We start from the raw sequence: 17,394 nt of genomic DNA, 5'->3' as shown, positions 1-17,394 counted from the left end.
CGTACACTCTCAACGTCACAACCCCGGGAATACCAGCATATTCCCGGGGTTGTTTTTTGCGTGCTATCACAACTCCCCAGATACCAGCGTATTTGTAGGGTTGTTACATCTCTTCGGGAGAGGCCAAACGTCACTACCCCGGAAATATCGACGTATTTCCGGGGTAGTGATTTGGGGTCGCTGTCACAACCCCACAAATATGCTTGTATCTCCTGGGTTGTGACGGAAACGCACTGTCACTACCCCAGAAATACCGTCATATTTCTGGGGTACTGACAGTAAGCCCAATCACTACCCCGGAAATATATCGATATCTCGGGGGTAGTGATTGGAGTTCGGCGATAGACGCGGCAATAACCAGCGAGCCAGGCCTTATTCTGCGGCAACCGTGCCCTGTTCGCTGACGAAATAGAGGCGAGAGTTGAAGTCGCGGCCGAAGAGATCCGTATCATCGAGTCCGACGTGCATCAGTTCGGCACCGGAATATACACCAGGCAGCATATGGAAACCGGCGAGCGCAGCAGCAACACCAGCAGTGTCGGCAATGCCAGCACCAGCACCGGCAGACGCACCAGCGTCACCGGCAACGCTGCCAGCATCAACGGCGTCGCCAGCCGAAGATTGCGCCGCTTCCACCGGTTCATTGGCGTCACGATAGCGCACCTCATACCAGCGCTCGGGGTCAAGACCCTGCATATGCAACCGGCTGAGCGGACGATTCGGCACGCCCAGAATGCAGAAGTCAGCAACGAGTGCCTGCGAGCGATCTGCAGCAACGCTCATCCACGCGGTTTTGCGATTGCCGGCAGGCGCGGCGAGCCGATAGAAGTCGCCGTTGTGAATCAGCGGCGCGAACGTCTTGAAGAACGCGGTTTGCCTGCGGATGGCCGCTAAATCAGATTGCGGCACATGGTTCAAATCCATTTCGTAACCGAAAGTGCCGAACATGGCCACGTTCGCGCGCGTATCGATGGGTTCGCAGCGCCCGGTCTGGTGGTTCGGCGTAATGGACACGTGCGCACCCATCGCCGCCACCGGGTAGAAGTAGCTGGTGCCATATTGCACATGCAGTCGTTCGATGGCGTCGGTATCGTCCGAAGTCCAGATTTGCGGACTATAGGCAAGAATGCCCATGTCGAAGCGAGCGCCGCCCGACGAGCAGCCTTCGATGATAAGGTTCGGGAAGGCTTCGAGCAGGCGACGATACAGTTCGTAGACGCCGAGGATATAGCGGTGTAGCATCTCGCCCTGTCGTTCAAGGCCGCGTGTGGCATCAAAGGCTTCGGTGATGAAGCGGTTCATATCCCATTTGATGTAGGCCACGTTTGCGGAGTCGAGAATCGCATGCATCTGCCCATACACGCTGTCAACCACCGCCTGGTTGGCGAAGTTGAGCACATGCTGATGACGGTACATCGACTGCCCGCGCCCGGGGGCGCTAATCACCCAATCCGGGTGTGCGCGCACCACGTCGGAATCCGTATTGGCCATTTCCGGCTCGAACCACAGGCCGAACTGCATGCCGATATCGTTGATTTTGCGGGCGATGCCGGCCACGCCCTCCGGCAGACGGTCGGGATTGGCCACCCAGTCGCCCAGTCCAGAACGGTCCGAAGTACGAGAGCCGAACCAACCATCGTCCAGTACGAACAGTTCGATGCCTTGCGCTTTGGCGGTGCGTGCTAGTTCAAGCAGCTTGTCTTCGGTGAAGTCGAAGTACGTGGCCTCCCAGTTGTTGATAAGAATCGGCCGCTCCCGGCGACGCCATTGCGGCCGCTGCAGGTGATCCAGCACGATGCGGTGGAAGGTATGGCTCAGATCGTTGAGGCCATGCGTGGTGTGTCCCAGCAGCGCTTCAGGCGTTTGGAAATGCTCCCCGGGGGCCAGGTGCCAGGAGAAGCCGAGCGGATTGATACCCAGTTGCAGGCGCGTGGCCTGGTAGCTGTCGACTTCGGCATGCAGATCGAAATTGCCGGAGTAGACGAAGGCAAGCCCCCACGCTTCGCCATCCTGCTCATTGGTATCGGGGCGCGCAATGATGGCGGTGGGGTTGAAGTTCGGGCTGCTGGCACCGCGCGTGGAGCCGATCGCTTGCATGCCGGGATGCAGCGGCTGGCTGTGCGGTTCGCGCTCGCGCGCCCACGCACCCACGAATTCAGTCATTGTGTAGTCGCTGTCCGGCAGATCCAAGTTGAGGCTGGCCGCGCGTTCGATGGTCAACGACTGAGAGCCAAGATTTTCGACCAGTACGCTGCGCGCAATCACCGCTTCGTTGGTGAAGATCGTATAGTTCAGGGTGACTTGCAGTCCAATCAGTTCATCCAGCAGGCGAATTTGCAGGGTTTCGGCCACATCCGCCGAATCAGCGCGGGTGGATGGCAGTGCTTCCAGCTCTGGCTTGCCCGGTAGCACGCGATAGCCGACATATTTGAGATCGGTCACGCGCGAACCGTCGGCTTGCAACACGGTCAACGCCGGTTCGCGGAAGTCGCCGCGCCCGTATTCGGGGTATTCCATGCGTACCAGCTCCGGGCGCAGGTTGCCGTCCTCTTCGTAGGTGGTGGTCAGCACGCGGAAGTGACGGTCAATCAGGTAGGAAAAGTCGCTTTTGTCCGCAATCGCACGGCCGGCATAGAGATTGAGCGGTTTGCCGGCTTCAATGCCGATGATGTAGCTGATCAGACCATTGGTCAGGTGGAATTGTCCGTTGTCTTCGTGTACATGAATCAGACCGTTGGCCATAGATCCTTCTTTCCGTGCCGCTTTCGTCGACGTTATCTGGGAGTTCGATTTCGATATGACGATCGTTTATTGCAATGCGGCAAGCAGTGCGTCGCGTTCAGCTGCGGTGATGGGCATGACAGTGCCATGGCGGGGCTTGCCGCCGTCCGCATTCGTTGGGATGCCTGCACGCAGTTTGTCGGATACCGGCTCCCAGCCGTCCGGATCCATCAAGTCGCGAGTGGCGAAGCCGATGTAATGGTTCGGACCATCGTGGTATCGGGGCTGGTCGATGAACAGGTACCATGCATAGCCGTTCACGTCACCGGGGTTGGCGGGGAAGATGCTGGGGCCTTCGCCGCAGGTAAAGAGTTTCGGTTTGCCGGTTTCGGGGTCAACCTCACCGTTGGGAAGTCCGACGCCGACGTTCTCGCAAACCAAACGCCAACCAGTGTTATTCCCAGTATCGGCTCCCGGCAACATGCCGGACACGGTGGCGAACAGATCGTCGCTGACTTCCTCGCGCACGGTCATCGTGCGTTCGTCTTTGATGAATCGCACCCACTGATTATGCCCCTGTTCGTCGGTGTCATGCGCGACGGTCACGTCGATGGTGCCGCGCCCGTCTTGCCCGTTGCCGGAGCATACGTCCACCCACACCTGCGGTTCGCTGAAGGTGCGGAAGTCCTTGGTTCGAGCAATCATCATGCGATTGTAGGTGCATTGCTCGCGCAACGATGGGTCGGCAGCAGCCTGTGCCTGATACAAGTTGGACGCCCAGTACACGGCATATTCGCCACAGGCCGGATCCCAGATAGCTTCCGGTGCCCAAGTATTGCCGGCATCAGCGCGATTAACCAGTACATGTTCCTGCTCACCCCAGTGCACCAGATCAGGCGAATGCCAGATTTCCAGGTACCGGGAGCCGGTGCGCTGCGCTTTGCCGAAGCTTCCTTCCAGGGCATGCACGTTGAGATCCGTGGCCAGAATGGCGAAGCCTTCACCTTGCTCCAAGCGCATGATGAACGGATCGCGCAGGCCTTTTGTGCCATACTTCGACACGAACAGCGGTCGGCCGCCGTTCAGTGGCGTCCAATCCAGCGCATCATTGCCGTTGGACACAGCAAGGCTGATCTGTTCTCCGGCTTCACCTTCTCCCGTGAAATAGGCCCATACGTATGCTTCATACTGCGGCTGCGCGCTCATGTCACAATCTCCTGTGATCCGAAAACCCCTGTAGTATATGTAACGGTACATATACTACAGGGGCTACTATCCACCAACATCCGTGACACGCCACCAGCTGCCGTGATTTGGGCTACATCTCCACGTCAAAACACTCCCGCCTCATCCGGCATTCTAATATACAGTCATACGTTGGTACCGGTACAGAAGCGCGTATGGAGAATTATCGAACCACCCGAATAGCCACATGCTGCATATCTCGCAAAGTTCCAGCGCAAACGTCACGAAACGCGTTCCGATACCCACGGGTTAGACTGGCAACATTACGGTTGCAACAGTCGCACGAACAATTGTGAATTGCAGACTAGTGAAGCGAAAGGCGAATTATGGCGGTGACGTTGGCGGATGTGGCGCGCAAAGCCGGGGTGTCCGCGCAAAGCGTGTCTAATGCGGTCAATGGCACTGGGCGCATGAGCGAGCGCACGCGCGAACGAATTCTCGCCGTCGCAAGTGAAATGGGATACCACACTAATCGTCCGGCGCAAATGTTGCGTGCGGGCGCCACCCACACCATTGGTCTGGCGATTCCGAACTTCGGCCAGCCGTTCTTTGCCTATTATTGCGATCTGCTGATCAACGCAGCCGACAAACTGGGGTACGGCGTGGTTATCGCCACTTATGTCCGTCACGCCAACGGGCTGGCCGATTTGATCGAAGAGACCTACCGATTCAACGCCGATGGATGGATTTTCTTCACCGACAAGCCACTGACCGACAGCAAGGCAGCCACACTATTGCGTCAGCAATATCCGGTCGTTTTGACAGGCGATTATTCCGCGCATGGACTGGCCGACGACATCATCATGGCGAACGTGGATGCGGCGCACGATGTGACGGACTGGCTCTTGAGCGGCAACAACCCGGCACATGAAGTGGCATTCATTGGCGCGCCCCCAGCCATCCATGAGTTGGCGGAACAGACCGATGGTGACCTTGATGCGCTGGAATTGGCCACGGTACAGCTGGAAGGCGGTGCCGCACAGCGTTTGTCAGGCTATCTGCGCGCCATGCGCGAGCATGGCATGGACGTGACGGCATCTCGTCTCGCCCCTTGCCGTTGGCTCTCGCCAAGCGAAGGTTTCAATGCCACACAATGGCTGATCAACGAATATCGCAGCACCGACAACCCCCTGCCGGATTCCCTGTTCTGCGCCAACGATGCCATCGCCATCGGCGCGATGGAGGCCGTACACCAAGCAGGCCTGCGCATTCCGGATGATGTTGAGATTATCGGATTCGACAACACGTCGGAGTCGCAATTCGTCACCCCGCATTTGACCACGCTTGACCCCTCGGTTCAGCAATATGCGCAGCTTGCTGTGGATCGCATTATTGCGCGCATTAACGGCGACGACTCCCCCGCCGCAACATACAACACCACGCAGTATCGCATCGTAGAACGCCAGACCACTCGACCGCGCTGACACATCAGACGGACGCCAAGGACATCGAACAGCACGAGGAGTACGGCGAACTTGCTTGTTCCCCAACGCGTCATTCGCTGCCGTCATCCGAATCCGACACTCTGCGAGCCCCCTGTTGAACAGTGTGCCGAGGCGACGTATACTCACTATTGATTTAACGATAAATCTTCGGGCGGAGTTACGCGAAGGCGCACCGCCTCAACGAAAGGACTTCCCATGACGACCCGATCCGTCAACCACCTGCTATTTGGTGCCGCCTACTACGACGAATACATGCCCGAGGAGCGCCTCGCCAAAGACGTGGAGATGCTCAAGGCCGCGCACTTCAACACCGTACGCATCGCCGAATCCACATGGGCCACCATGGAACCACAGCCCGGCGTCTTCGACTTCTCCCATATCGATCGCGTGCTCGACGCCATGGGCAAGGCTGGCATCGGCGTGATCGTAGGCACTCCCACCTATGCCGTGCCTTCGTGGATGACCAACACGCACCCGGAAGTACTGGCCGAAACCAAGAACGGCAAACGCAAGCCAGGCCCACGCCAGAATATGAACCAGTTCAACGCCACCTATCGCTTCTACGCGGAACGCGCTATCCGCGCGCTGGCCAAGCATGTGGCCGACCATCCGGCCGTCATCGGCTGGCAGGTGGATAACGAAACCACCCACTTCGATGTGGTCAACGCCGACGTGCAGCAAGGCTTCGTCAAGTACCTGCGCGAAAAGTTCCACGATGATATCGAGGCGATGAACGCCGAGTTCGGGCTGGATTACTGGTCGAACCGCATCAACGCGTGGGAGGATTTCCCGGATGTGACTGACACCATCAACGCTTCGCTCGCTGGTGAATTCGACCGCTACCGTCGCACTCTTGTGGCCGAACACATCGGCTGGCAGGCCGATATTGTGCGCGAATATGCGCGCGACGATCAGTTCGTCACCCAGAATTTCGATCTTGATTGGCGCGGCGGTTCCTACGGTGTACAGCCGCGCGCCAATGATTGGCTTACCTCCGGGCATCTCGACTATGCCGGCGTGGATGTCTATCACGCCACCGGCGCGAAGCTCGAAGGCAAGAATGTGGCGCTGGGCAATGATCTGGCTCGTTCGTTCAAGGGCGGCGAGAACCATCTGGTGATCGAAACCGAAGCGCAGGGCAATATGGGCTGGCTCCCCTACCCCGGCCAGTTGAGGCTGCAGGGCTACAGCCACCTAGCATCGGGCTCGAATTCGGTGATGTATTGGCATTGGCATTCACTGCACAATGCCTGCGAAACCTACTGGAAGGGCGTGCTTTCCCATGATTTCGAACCGAACTATGTCTATCGCGAGGCCGGCGTGCTCGGTGGCGAACTCGAGCGCCTGAGTGACAAGCTCATCGATCTGAAGAAGCACAACAAGGCCGCCATCGTGGTGAGCAACGCCTCACTGAGCGCCATCGAGCGTTTCTGCATCGATTCAGGCAACAGCTGGGGGCAGACGAAGTATAACGACGTGATGCGTTGGGTGTATGACGCATTGTTTGCGCTCAATATCGAAGTGGACTTCCTGCCTGACACCGTGGGCGCGGATGAGCTGAGCCGTTACCCGCTGGTGGTTACGCCGGCCTTGTATTGCGCTTCGCAGCATCTTGTGGACGCCATGCGCGCCTATGTAGCGCAGGGCGGACACTTGGTCTCCACGTTCAAGTCGTTCTTCAGCGACGAATGTGCCAAGGTGCGCCACGAACGCCAGCCGTATGGGCTGAGTGACGTGTTCGGCATTCGCTACGGTGAGTTCACCAATCCAGTGGATGTGCCGCTGGTTTTTGCCGACGGTTCCGGCGTGGACGCAGCAACAGACGGCTCCGACCTCAACGCCAAGGTGTTCATGGAGCTGCTGGAGCCGATCGAGGGTGCCGGCACGCAGGTGCTCGCTTCCTATGATCATCCTTCGTGGGGCGCATGGTCGGCGATCACGAGGAACGCATACGGCGAGCGCGGCGGCTGGGCCGAATGGATTGGCACCATGACCTCGCCCGAGGTGATGCGTGAGCTGATGCTTCAGGCGGCCAAAGACGCCAGCATCACCGATTGGGCGCAGGATCTCGCCGACACCGTCACCGTGCGCCGCGGAACCAACCGCGACGGCAAGGCCATCGCGTACTTCCTCAACTACACCAGCAAGCCCGTTTCGTTTGCCGCACCCATCGTCGGCACCGAGCTGCTGGCCGACAAGCCGATCAGCACAGACGATACCATCGACCTGGATCCCTGGGATCTCGCCATCGTCGAAGGCTGACAGCCCTCATTCACAATGTAGGCAGCACACTTTTCAGGCGTTAAAACTGACGTTTGATTACACTTTTCAGGTGTTAGAACAGGTGTTTGGACACACTTTTCAGGCGTTCGGCACTTGGTGCCCATCACTTCACTAACAGAAATGGCACTTCTTGTCGCAATCTGACAAGAAGTGCCATTTGGGTCGTGTAATTCGGGCGTGTCACGGCACTTTTCGCGGGGAATCCACAAGAAGTACCGCAACGCTCGCATAATCCGGGCGTGTCACGGCACTTTTCGATGGAAACCGACAAGAAGTGCCGTTAGCAGCAGACCGGATGCCGCCAGCAGAAGCTGCAATCAGCAAGCAGCCGATAATCAGCCACAACAGGCTGGCAATCAGCCGATTTGACCGTCCGCAGCCTGCAGTCGCCCGTATTCGGCGCGCGACAGGGTCAGCACACCGCCGTGCTTGGTGTGCGGGGCCATGTAGAAGGAATCCGAGCGCAGGTAATCGAAGCCCTGATCAGGGTTCGCGCTCACCATCGGACGGTAGCCAATCGACGGAATCACATCCACATACAGGTAGGTGTGCCCGTCGCTGTGCGAATCGAACAGGGCCGGGCCTTCCACGCCGCCAGGATTGCCGTTCTCGGTCCATTCCGCGCCGATGTTCTCCTGGATGATCGTCCATTCGGTTCCCGGCTCCCACCAACGCTTGGCGTCGGTGCGATCCAGCCAGATATTCGCCTTGGGACCGTTGTCTTTGGTGGCACGATACGTACGCACGGTGCCATCGGGCAAGCGATGCTGCAACATGGTGGTGTCGATGGTGGGATGCCCACGATCGATGAACACGCCACCAAATTCGAAGGTGTCGTTGGTGAAGTCGGCGGTCGCGCCCCACATCACACGGTCATAAATATCTGGATTCTCATGATTCACATCATCGTCGGCGAACAGGGTGCTCGACCAGTACAGTACGAATGCGCCGCGGCCGCCCTCGTGGCCTTCCGGATAATAGTCCGGCACCCACAACGCCTCCGGCGCCCACGCCATACCCAATTGAGCACGCGAGCCATCAGCGCGACGCGACACATCCAGCGCATGAGGCTCGCTCCAGTGCACCAGATCATCCGAGTACCAGATGATCAGGTTCGTGGAGCCGTGGTGGGAGAAGGCATACCAGTCGGAGTTGCCGTCCGAGCCGCCGCCATGCGCGAACACCTGCAGGTCGGTGGCCAGAATATACACACGGCCCGTTTCAGGGTTGCGCACCAGATACGGGTCGCGCACACCACGGGTACCCAACGGCGAAGTCAGCACCGGCTTGCCACCGTTGAGCGGATGCCACACCTCAGGATTGTCGCCGTCAGACAAATCCAAGTAGATGCGCTCAGCATAATGCTCAGGATCCTCAATAAAATGCACCAGCAAGTAGCCGTAAGGATCGGTCACCTGATGCGCCGCGATGCTCGCTTCCGAGCCCGCAGCCATACCGACATTCGTCATTATTGTTCCTTTCTATCGAAAGTATTGTTGTCACATACGTTCGCGTATGCGCTTATCGATCGATGGGTCCGCCGAGCAGCACGCCATGCAGCACACCACCGGCGCTTCTGGTGGATTCGACATACAACAACAAATCGCCCTCGCCTTGAGGAATCAGGAACAAGTCACCGCGACCACCTGCGAAAACTGTTCCTGGCAATCCGCCAAGCACCACACGCCCCAAACAATGCTCGTTGGTGAAGGCCGTCAACTGCAGACCATCACCTTCGAAGCGTGCCACGGTGTTTTGCGCATGTTCGCTTTGCCGTATCGACGCTTCCGGCACGCGCAGCCACACGCCCTTGCCGCCCGGCACAGTCAGCGGCATAGTCGCGGGAGCATAGTCCGCATGTTCTCCCGCCATACGCAGTTCCGGCAGGCCTTGCGATTCGCAGGTCCAGCCGGTCAGTTCATGGCCCAGCAGCAGCGAAATGCGACCAGCCTCCTCGCCCCACATACGGCTGACGGTGATGGCCAGTTCGCTACCATCGGCCACGTTGCCCAACCAGAGGGTGGGCTTCAGTGGTGTGATTATGCCGATCGGCTGCCCGTTCACCCGCACTTCGCAGCGGGTCTGCCCGTGCTTGATATGCAAGCATGCGGCGCTTGCACTGCCCATGGAAAGCGTGCGCGTGTAGGTCAACGTGTGCGGCCAAACAGTGGTGCTGCGCGAGCCGAATCCGCAGCGAGGGGTGGGATTGTTGCCGATGACTAAGCCAGCCTTGCGCAGCTCACGCTCAGCGGCACCATCCGCAGCCTCATCCGCCTGCCCGTAGCCAACCAGCCACCCCGAGCCGATATCCAGCTTCCGTTCGATGGCCATAGCTCCGCGAATGCCACGCTTGGCATCCAGTTTGAGCGAATCCAGGCGCGTATCGTCGAAGTTGGAATGTCCCCAGATGCGCGCGGTAACAGTCAGTTCGCCGGCATCACCAGTAACCGGCCGGTTGAACGGCATCCATAGATCCACGCCACCGCAGGCTTGCCAATCGCTGACCATATCTCCGTAGCGCAGGCTCACGGTGTCAGCGGCGTCGTGCAACACCACGCCCAGCGCATCGCTGAGATCCGCTTTGGCGCGATACCGTCCGGTTCCGCTGTACACACCCCAATCTTCCAGCGGCAGTGCGTCGTGAGCCGCCACCTCACAGCGAGGAATCCAGCGTGGTTCATTCGCAGCGGCACTTATCGCACGCAGCGAGGTTTGCGGAGCACAGCTTGGCGTCACCAAGCGTTCTGATTGTTGGAATACGACACGCCAGGCCGCCGCACCTTCACCAATCGTCGCAGTGCCCCGCTCCCCCTGCACCAGCAGGAAGCCATCACCGCTGCAGGATTGCAAATCGGCGTCAGCATGCGTTACTGGCAAGGACTTGCCGGCCAACGTCGAATCATCGGCAGCCGTAAACGCCGCCCAAATCGCTCCCGGCACCATGGTCGGCGCAGCCAAAGTAAGCGTGTGAGCGGATTCATCCAGCGCAATCAGTTCGCCCGAAGTCGCATGCAAAACCAAGCCATCGCCCAACGGCAGATCGACCGGAACCATTACTCCGGCACCCGCCGGAAGCATCAGATCCGGAAGTATCGAATCCGACACTTCCGATGCCTCCGCTGCCTGATTCGCTGCAGTATGCGCACCGATGCGCAGCGGCACTGTGACTTCGGATACGTTGGTCAGCGTCAGCAGTTTGCCACCACCGCCAAGGTTCAGCGCACCAACTGCCACGCCGGTTGCCGATTCATCCAATTCACCCAGTTCAGCAAGATCGCTGCCGTCGCTCGCAGCCACGCGCACATCGCTCAGTCGATCATCGGCCAGTTCAGCCGTGGCCAAGCGCTCGCCCAACGCATCGATAATCGCACACAGGCGACGCGCATCATCACAGTCCGGACGCTCCTGGCCAGCCGGGTCAATGACGCCGCCGAAATCGTAATCATGGGTCATATAGGCTTCGACGCGCCCCCAATTGTTCACTGAGGTGCCGTAGTCAAAGTCCCAGCCCGAAACCTGAAGGAAAGGCCCGATGAAACGAGCTCCGTTGCCAACCAAGCGACGCAGGGTGCGATGCCAACGGTTCGTTTCGGTGACCACCAGCGGCACATCGTAGGCGTCCGAAGCGTGACGGTAGTAGCGCACCTGTTCATCAACATCCACATCATTGTCGCCCGGATACAGGTTCACGGCCGGTGCCACGCCGTCTGCTCCGCCACAGGCGCGCAGCATATCGCCTTGGCCCGCGCAGGAGATCAGCGGCACATTCACGCCGTGCGCGCGCATCATCTCGGCAAGTGCGCCGATATAACCTTGCGGATCACGGCAGGCGAAGAAGTCGAGCTCGTTGTCCACCTGCACCATGATGACCGGACCGCCATCGGCAGCCTCAGCCCCGCGATATTGCTGGCGCGCGATAATCGGCATGATCTTGTCGTACCATTCGCCCACCGCCTTGAGGAATGCGGGATCGTTCTGCCGCACATCGATCATTTCGTCGGTGGCGATCCACGCGGGAATCGCACCGCCGTCCCATTCCGAGCAGATGTAGGGGCCCGGACGTACCAGCGCATACAGGCCCGTTTCATGCGTCATGTGCAGGAACGCCTCAATATCATGCTGGCCTTCGAAATCCCAGACGCCGGGTGCGGTTTCGTGGTAGTTCCAAGGAATGTATACGTCCACGGCATGGTAGCCAAGACATTTCACCGCTTCCAAACGCTGACGCCACTGCGCGCGCGGCACACGGAAGGGGAAGAGCGAGGCGCACATCAGCACACGGGGATGGCCGTCGATGACGAACCGATGATGGTCGAATACAACAGGTTGCAGCATGGAGAATCCACCTTTGGATATCAGTCAGAATATAAAGCAATACAGCAATCATAAAAAAATCCCCGGATGCGTAAAGGAGAGGAAGCGCACCCGGGGATTGCTATCAGAGATCAGCCCTTGACGGCACCGATCATGACGCCCTTGTTGAAGTACTTCTGCAGGAAGGGGTAGAGCACAATCAACGGGGCGGTGGACACAATCATCACACCGTACTTAATCTGATCCGCCAACTGCTGCTGTGCCACGGCGCTCACGCCAGAACCGGTGGTACCGGTGGCAGCAGTCTGCGCACCCAGCAGAATGGACTGCAACACGTTCTGCAGCGGGTACTTGTTTTCGTTGTTGATGTAGATCAGGCCGGTGAAGTAATCGTTCCAGTGACCCACGAAGTAATACAAACCAAGCACTGCGATGATGGCAGAGCTCAACGGCAGCACGATCTTCATGAAGTAGCCGAAATATCCCATACCATCAATCTGGGCTGCGTCATGCAGTTCCTCAGGAATCGAGGTTTCGAAGAACGAACGAGCGATGATGAGGTTCCACACCGAAACCGCGCCAGGCAGGATGTAGACCAGCCAGTTATCGATCAGGTGGAGCTGCTGGAAGAGCAGGTAGTTCGGAATCAGGCCGCCACCGAAATACATGGTGAAGGTGAACAGGAACATAATCGGACGACGGCCCCTCAAATCGCGGCGGGACAGCGCGAAGGCGGCAGGCAGAGTAACGATCATGTTTACCGCAGTACCAACCACGGAGTAGATGATGGTGTTCAGATAGCCACGCCAGATTCGATCATCGGCGAACACTTGCTCGTAGCCAGCGAAGGTGATATCGCGAGGCCACAATGTCACTTGGCCTGTAGCAACCAGACGCGGGTTGGAGAATGAAGCGATGACCACGAACCACATCGGGTACAGCACCGCGATAACCACCAGCGCCAGCACCACCCAGATGATGATGTCCACGACCCAGTCGCTTACGCCACGCTGTTGGTGCATCTTGGGATTCCACGGAATCTCAGCTGCACGCTTCTTGGCTTCGATGCTGATTGCGTTGTGGGAATCGTCGGCATCGTCCAGAGAGGAGTGTCCGGAGAGCTTTGCATCAGTGATATTTGCCATTGGAATTCACCCCTTGCCTTAGAAGATGCTCGTGTTGGAAACTCGCTTCGAGATGTAGTTCGCACTCACCACGAAGATGAAGTTGATAATCGTATTGAACAGACCGATAGCGGCACCGTAGCTGAACTGGAAGCCCTGAATACCGGTGCGGAAGGTGAATGTCGCGATAACTTCGGAGGAGGGCATGTTCAGTGCGTTCTGCATCAGCCAGACCTTCTCGAAGCCGACGGCCAGCACCGAACCCATGTTCATAATGAGCAGCACCACGCAGGTCGGCATAATGGTCGGCAGATCAACGTGACGAATCAGCTGCAGACGACCGGCACCATCCATTTTGGCGGCCTCGTACAGCGAGGTGTCTACTGCGGACAGGGCGGCCAGGTAGATGATGCAGTTCCAGCCGCAATGCTGCCAGACTTCGGAGATCCAGTAGATCGGGGCAAAGGCGTTCGGATTCTCCATCAGAATCGTGTTCGGGAACAGCTTGCCGATCATGCCCGTATTCGGATCGAGGAACACGTTGATCATGGAGACGATAACCACGGTTGAGATGAAGTGCGGCATGTAGGTGATGGTCTGCACGAAGCCCTTGGTTTTCGCCGAGCTAATCTGGTTGATCAGCAGTGCCAGGATAATCGGGGCGAAGAAGCCAAGAATCAGGGTTCCCAAGCTGATGAACACCGTGTTGCGCATGATGTCCCAGAACTGGGGAGAGTCAAAGAACTGCTGGAAGTATTTGAAACCAACGAATTTGCCGCCTGTGATGCCCTTCAACGGATCATAATCGCGGAAGGCCAGCTGCAGACCATACATTGGCACATAGGCGAACAGCACTATGAATGCTGCAGCGGGCAGAAGCATGAGGTACAGCACCCAGTTTCTGCGCATGGACGTTTTGAAATTCATTTTGTTATTGTCTACTGACGAACCTTTGCCGGTCTTAGCCTTGACCTTGTTGCCTGACCTGGCGTGATTCGCAACCGGTGACACCGTCTGTTCAGTCGCGGTTGACACTGTGCTCTCCTTTGTCACAATACCTAATATGCAAGGTCGGTGATGAGTGGCGACGAACGTATATCCGTTCCACTCGTCACCGACCGGCTTATCCGAACCGCCGCCTGCCGCTATTGTGGCTTGCGGCGGTTCAATTCACTGAGGGAGGCTGATCACTCAACCTTCTGATCCTGGTACTTGTCGTACCACTTCTGCCACAGCTGGACGTTCTGCTCCATGCCCAGCTTGTTGACGCGGTCGACGAACTGCTGCCAGCTGGCGTCGGTGATCTTCTCGTCGCCCTTCATCCACTTGGCGATCTGCGGGTTCGCGTAGTTGAGGATGTTGGTGGTGTTGTTGGAGATCGTGGTCTGGTCGGCGGTGTCGGCCTTGACCCAGATCGGCATTGCGTCCTTGTCCTTGTCGTAGTTCTTGTAGATGTTGTCGTACACGGCGTCGGCGGCGAGGGACTTCTCGTTGTTGGCACCATTGATCTTGACATCGTTCGGGAACCAGCCGGCGAAGCACTGGCCGAGGCTGTAGCTCACAGTCGTGTCGGCGAACACCTTGTCAGACACGGTGTAGGTGTGGTTGCCATCATCTTTGACCAGGCCATCCGAGATGCCGCCGTAGTACTGCTGGACGGAGTACTTCTCGGAGTAGAGCAGGTTGACCAGCTTGAGCACGGCGTCCATGTTCGGGGCGTCCTTCTTGATGGCCAGGTGGTAGTTCTCGTACTTGCCGTAATCGCCAGAGGCATCCCAGACAACGTCGCTATCCGCCATGGAGGCATCAGCCTTCGGGGTGGGCATGGACACGTATTCGTCGCCGTGGGTGCCGAACGCATCCTGGTTGTAGGTGAAGGCCACACCAACGGTGGCATCCTTCTCGGTGCCAGGCAACTCATCAACATCGTTGGACAGGGCGTCCTTCGGAATCAGGCCTTCGCCGAAGAGCTTGGAGTACCATTCGATAACCTGACGAAGGTTGTCGGAAGTCATCCATGAACCAACCTTGCCGTCCTTGACGGTGATACCCTGCTGCCACGGACCACCCTGAGCCTGGGTGACGCTACCGGTGGAGTTCAGAGCCAGCATAGGAGTCCACCAGCCATAGGTGCCGGTGCCGATGCCGTTAAGGTTGAACGGAATTTCATCGGCCTTGCCGTTGCCGTTCGGATCCTGGGTCTTGAAGGCTTCCAGCACCTTATCCAGCTCATCCCAAGTGGTCGGCATCTGCAGGCCCAGCTTGTCGAGCCAAGTCTTGTTGATCATCCAGTGCTGGCTATTCTTGCCCTCATAGAACTGTGCAGGGCCGATGTAGAACTTACCATTGAGGTCGGAGACCATACGCTGGGCGGCCGGGTTCTCCTTGAAGAAAGCCTTAAGGTTCGGCAGCTTGTCAAGGTGCTGGCCCAGCTCTTCGAAGTAGGGGAACTTGGTGGCATCATCGGGGTTGAACGCGCGGATGGACACCTGCGGCACATTGCCACCAGCCAGTAGCGTGGACTTCTTCTGACCCCAAGCATCCTGCTGCACCACGGTCCACTTGATGTGGACGCCAGCATCCTTTTCGAGGTCGCTGATCCACTTGTTGGTATCGATCTTCTTGCGGTTGGTGGAATCGTACTGCACCAACACTTCAATAATCGGCTTGCCATCGGAGGCAGTCTGCGCGTCCTCACCGGCACCGCAGCCAGCGAGCACCATCGACAGCGCGCCAACGGCGGCAATCGCCCCGAGGAACTTCTTCTTCATCAAGCCCATCGAATCCTCCTTTGATTCAATGCTCACCACTTTGTTTGGCTTCGCATCCGCCGGATGGCGCATGCATCCTTTCCTGCTGAACCGCATCGCTGATCACTACCTTGCTGATACGTTTCAGTAAGTTGTAGCTATAAATATAGAAAGCAAGCTTAATCGTGTCAAACCAATACCCCAGAAATGTTTGCGCAATCATACTGAATCCTTTAAGTTCCAAGCTATTTGCAGCCATTTTGATATTCAGCATCGGCGTGTCGCACACATCCAGACTTCCCCTGCAGCAACCTGCAAACCTTTATATAACAGTGCTGAAACGTATCAGCTTACAAACGTCCTACGCTCAGTTCTATACTGATTGTTCAGTAATCAACGACGCACACAATGCTTGTGAAGGCAATCAAGGAGGACCCCCAAATCATGGTTACCATGCGAGATATCGCGGCCCAAGCAGGAGTATCGCAGGCCACCGTATCGTATGCCTTGCATGGCGACTCCAGCATCTCCGAAGAAACACGGCAGCGCGTGCTTGCCGTAGCTAACGATCTCAACTACACCGTAAACCTTTCGGCACGTAGCCTGCGATCAGGCCGCAGCCATGCCATCGGCGTGGTGCTGCAGGATCTGGCCAACCCCTTCAATATTCATCTGGCCGACGCAATCAGCCGCAACGCGCAAACACAAGGGCTGCAAGCCGTTATTCAGCAAACACTGTATAGCCAAGACACCGAGCAACAAATCTTGCAGCATGTGGTATCTGCATTCTGCGATGGTGTCGTCATGTTCCCATCCAAACTCACCGTCGAGCAAATCAGGGCGCACTTAAGCGGCAAACCCATGCTGCTTCTGCTAACCGAGCGCGAAGCACCGGATGTCGACACCATTGCCCCTGCTTGCGGACAAGCCCTATTCACCGCTACCTCATACCTGCTATCCACCGGCTGCCGCAACCTGATATTCATGGGTGCTGCATATCAGCCATACGAAAATATCAAAGACACCGACGACTCCACGCTGGCACGAGTCGCTGGATTTCAACGTGCCCTGCTGACCAATAATCTCACCGTTGCGCCCGAACAATTCATCGCGACACCCAACGGCTGGAACCCAGCATCAGGACGTGCTGTCATCCACGAGCTGGTAAAATCCGGCAAACATTTCGATGGTGTGGTGTGCATCAACGATGCTTTGGCCCTCGGAGTTATCCGCGGACTGAACGATCTGGGTGTTCGCATCCCCGACGACGTTTCGGTAATTGGCTATGACGGCATCTCCCAAGGTGAAATCGTCACTCCGTCGCTGACCACCGTGGCCAATGATTTCGAAGACAGCGCACGCAAAATCACCGAAATGCTAACCGCTCGCATTCAGGATTACGACGCCCCTGCACGCCATCTGACCATGACCTCGCGCCTAATCGTGCGCGAATCCACTCGCTGACACGAAGGCACATAGCAATAACAGTTGTTCACAAAACACACTGTTGGT

Annotated in this window: 11 protein-coding genes; 3 read left to right on the top strand and 8 right to left on the bottom strand. The window is 57.6% G+C overall.

What is annotated here, in order from left to right; genetic code table 11:
• Window positions 1-372: 372 nt before the first annotated feature.
• Entirely contained in the window at window positions 373-2,742 is a 2,370-nt protein-coding gene (locus tag G1C95_RS08970) for an alpha-galactosidase (RefSeq protein WP_169172617.1), read from the bottom strand.
• Window positions 2,743-2,808: 66 nt separating this feature from the next.
• A complete protein-coding gene (locus G1C95_RS08965) occupies window positions 2,809-3,927 on the bottom strand; it encodes a glycoside hydrolase family 43 protein (protein ID WP_169172616.1) in 1,119 nt (372 codons plus the stop codon).
• Between the two features lie 365 nt (window positions 3,928-4,292).
• On the opposite strand from G1C95_RS08965, the gene G1C95_RS08960 reads away from it, so the two are divergent.
• On the top strand, window positions 4,293-5,390 hold the full coding sequence (locus tag G1C95_RS08960) for a LacI family DNA-binding transcriptional regulator (protein WP_169172615.1): 1,098 nt from the start codon (window positions 4,293-4,295) through the stop codon (window positions 5,388-5,390).
• A 216-nt stretch (window positions 5,391-5,606) separates the two neighbouring features.
• Window positions 5,607-7,673 (top strand): beta-galactosidase, encoded by a 2,067-nt coding sequence (locus G1C95_RS08955; protein ID WP_169172614.1) that lies wholly within the window; start codon window positions 5,607-5,609, stop codon window positions 7,671-7,673.
• 377 nt (window positions 7,674-8,050) lie between these two features.
• Here the strand turns inward: G1C95_RS08955 and G1C95_RS08950 are convergent, their stop codons facing one another.
• The 6 genes from G1C95_RS08950 to G1C95_RS08925 form a co-directional block, all read right to left on the bottom strand.
• Window positions 8,051-9,163, bottom strand: a complete 1,113-nt coding sequence (locus G1C95_RS08950; protein ID WP_240947510.1) for a glycoside hydrolase family 43 protein — start codon at window positions 9,161-9,163, stop codon at window positions 8,051-8,053.
• A 52-nt stretch (window positions 9,164-9,215) separates the two neighbouring features.
• On the bottom strand, window positions 9,216-12,029 hold the full coding sequence (locus G1C95_RS08945; RefSeq protein WP_169172613.1) for a beta-galactosidase: 2,814 nt from the start codon (window positions 12,027-12,029) through the stop codon (window positions 9,216-9,218).
• Window positions 12,030-12,139: 110 nt separating this feature from the next.
• Entirely contained in the window at window positions 12,140-13,030 is an 891-nt protein-coding gene (locus G1C95_RS08940) for a carbohydrate ABC transporter permease (protein ID WP_240947517.1), read from the bottom strand.
• A 141-nt stretch (window positions 13,031-13,171) separates the two neighbouring features.
• Entirely contained in the window at window positions 13,172-14,167 is a 996-nt protein-coding gene (locus tag G1C95_RS08935; RefSeq protein ID WP_335341425.1) for an ABC transporter permease, read from the bottom strand.
• 152 nt (window positions 14,168-14,319) lie between these two features.
• Window positions 14,320-15,912, bottom strand: a complete 1,593-nt coding sequence (locus tag G1C95_RS08930; protein WP_169172611.1) for an extracellular solute-binding protein — start codon at window positions 15,910-15,912, stop codon at window positions 14,320-14,322.
• A 16-nt stretch (window positions 15,913-15,928) separates the two neighbouring features.
• Complete coding sequence (locus tag G1C95_RS08925) at window positions 15,929-16,105, bottom strand: hypothetical protein (RefSeq protein WP_169172610.1); 177 nt, start codon at window positions 16,103-16,105, stop codon at window positions 15,929-15,931.
• A 221-nt stretch (window positions 16,106-16,326) separates the two neighbouring features.
• Between G1C95_RS08925 and G1C95_RS08920 the strand changes: the two genes are divergently transcribed.
• Window positions 16,327-17,346: a LacI family DNA-binding transcriptional regulator gene (locus tag G1C95_RS08920; protein WP_169172609.1), complete on the top strand. Its 1,020-nt coding sequence runs from the start codon at window positions 16,327-16,329 to the stop codon at window positions 17,344-17,346.
• Window positions 17,347-17,394 lie beyond the last annotated feature (48 nt).

This window comes from Bifidobacterium oedipodis (genome assembly GCF_012932425.1).
Lineage (GTDB): Bacteria > Actinomycetota > Actinomycetes > Actinomycetales > Bifidobacteriaceae > Bifidobacterium > Bifidobacterium oedipodis.
This window is presented reverse-complemented; position numbering and strand designations above follow the sequence as displayed.

Coding starts and splice junctions, on each gene's coding strand:
- G1C95_RS08950 (WP_240947510.1), bottom strand. CDS start 9,163: ATGACGAATGTCGGTATGGCTGCGGGCTCGGAAGCGAGCATCGCGGCG.
- G1C95_RS08960 (WP_169172615.1), top strand. CDS start 4,293: ATGGCGGTGACGTTGGCGGATGTGGCGCGCAAAGCCGGGGTGTCCGCG.
- G1C95_RS08945 (WP_169172613.1), bottom strand. CDS start 12,029: ATGCTGCAACCTGTTGTATTCGACCATCATCGGTTCGTCATCGACGGC.
- G1C95_RS08920 (WP_169172609.1), top strand. CDS start 16,327: ATGGTTACCATGCGAGATATCGCGGCCCAAGCAGGAGTATCGCAGGCC.
- G1C95_RS08965 (WP_169172616.1), bottom strand. CDS start 3,927: ATGAGCGCGCAGCCGCAGTATGAAGCATACGTATGGGCCTATTTCACG.
- G1C95_RS08955 (WP_169172614.1), top strand. CDS start 5,607: ATGACGACCCGATCCGTCAACCACCTGCTATTTGGTGCCGCCTACTAC.
- G1C95_RS08970 (WP_169172617.1), bottom strand. CDS start 2,742: ATGGCCAACGGTCTGATTCATGTACACGAAGACAACGGACAATTCCAC.
- G1C95_RS08930 (WP_169172611.1), bottom strand. CDS start 15,912: ATGGGCTTGATGAAGAAGAAGTTCCTCGGGGCGATTGCCGCCGTTGGC.
- G1C95_RS08925 (WP_169172610.1), bottom strand. CDS start 16,105: ATGATTGCGCAAACATTTCTGGGGTATTGGTTTGACACGATTAAGCTT.
- G1C95_RS08940 (WP_240947517.1), bottom strand. CDS start 13,030: ATGCACCAACAGCGTGGCGTAAGCGACTGGGTCGTGGACATCATCATC.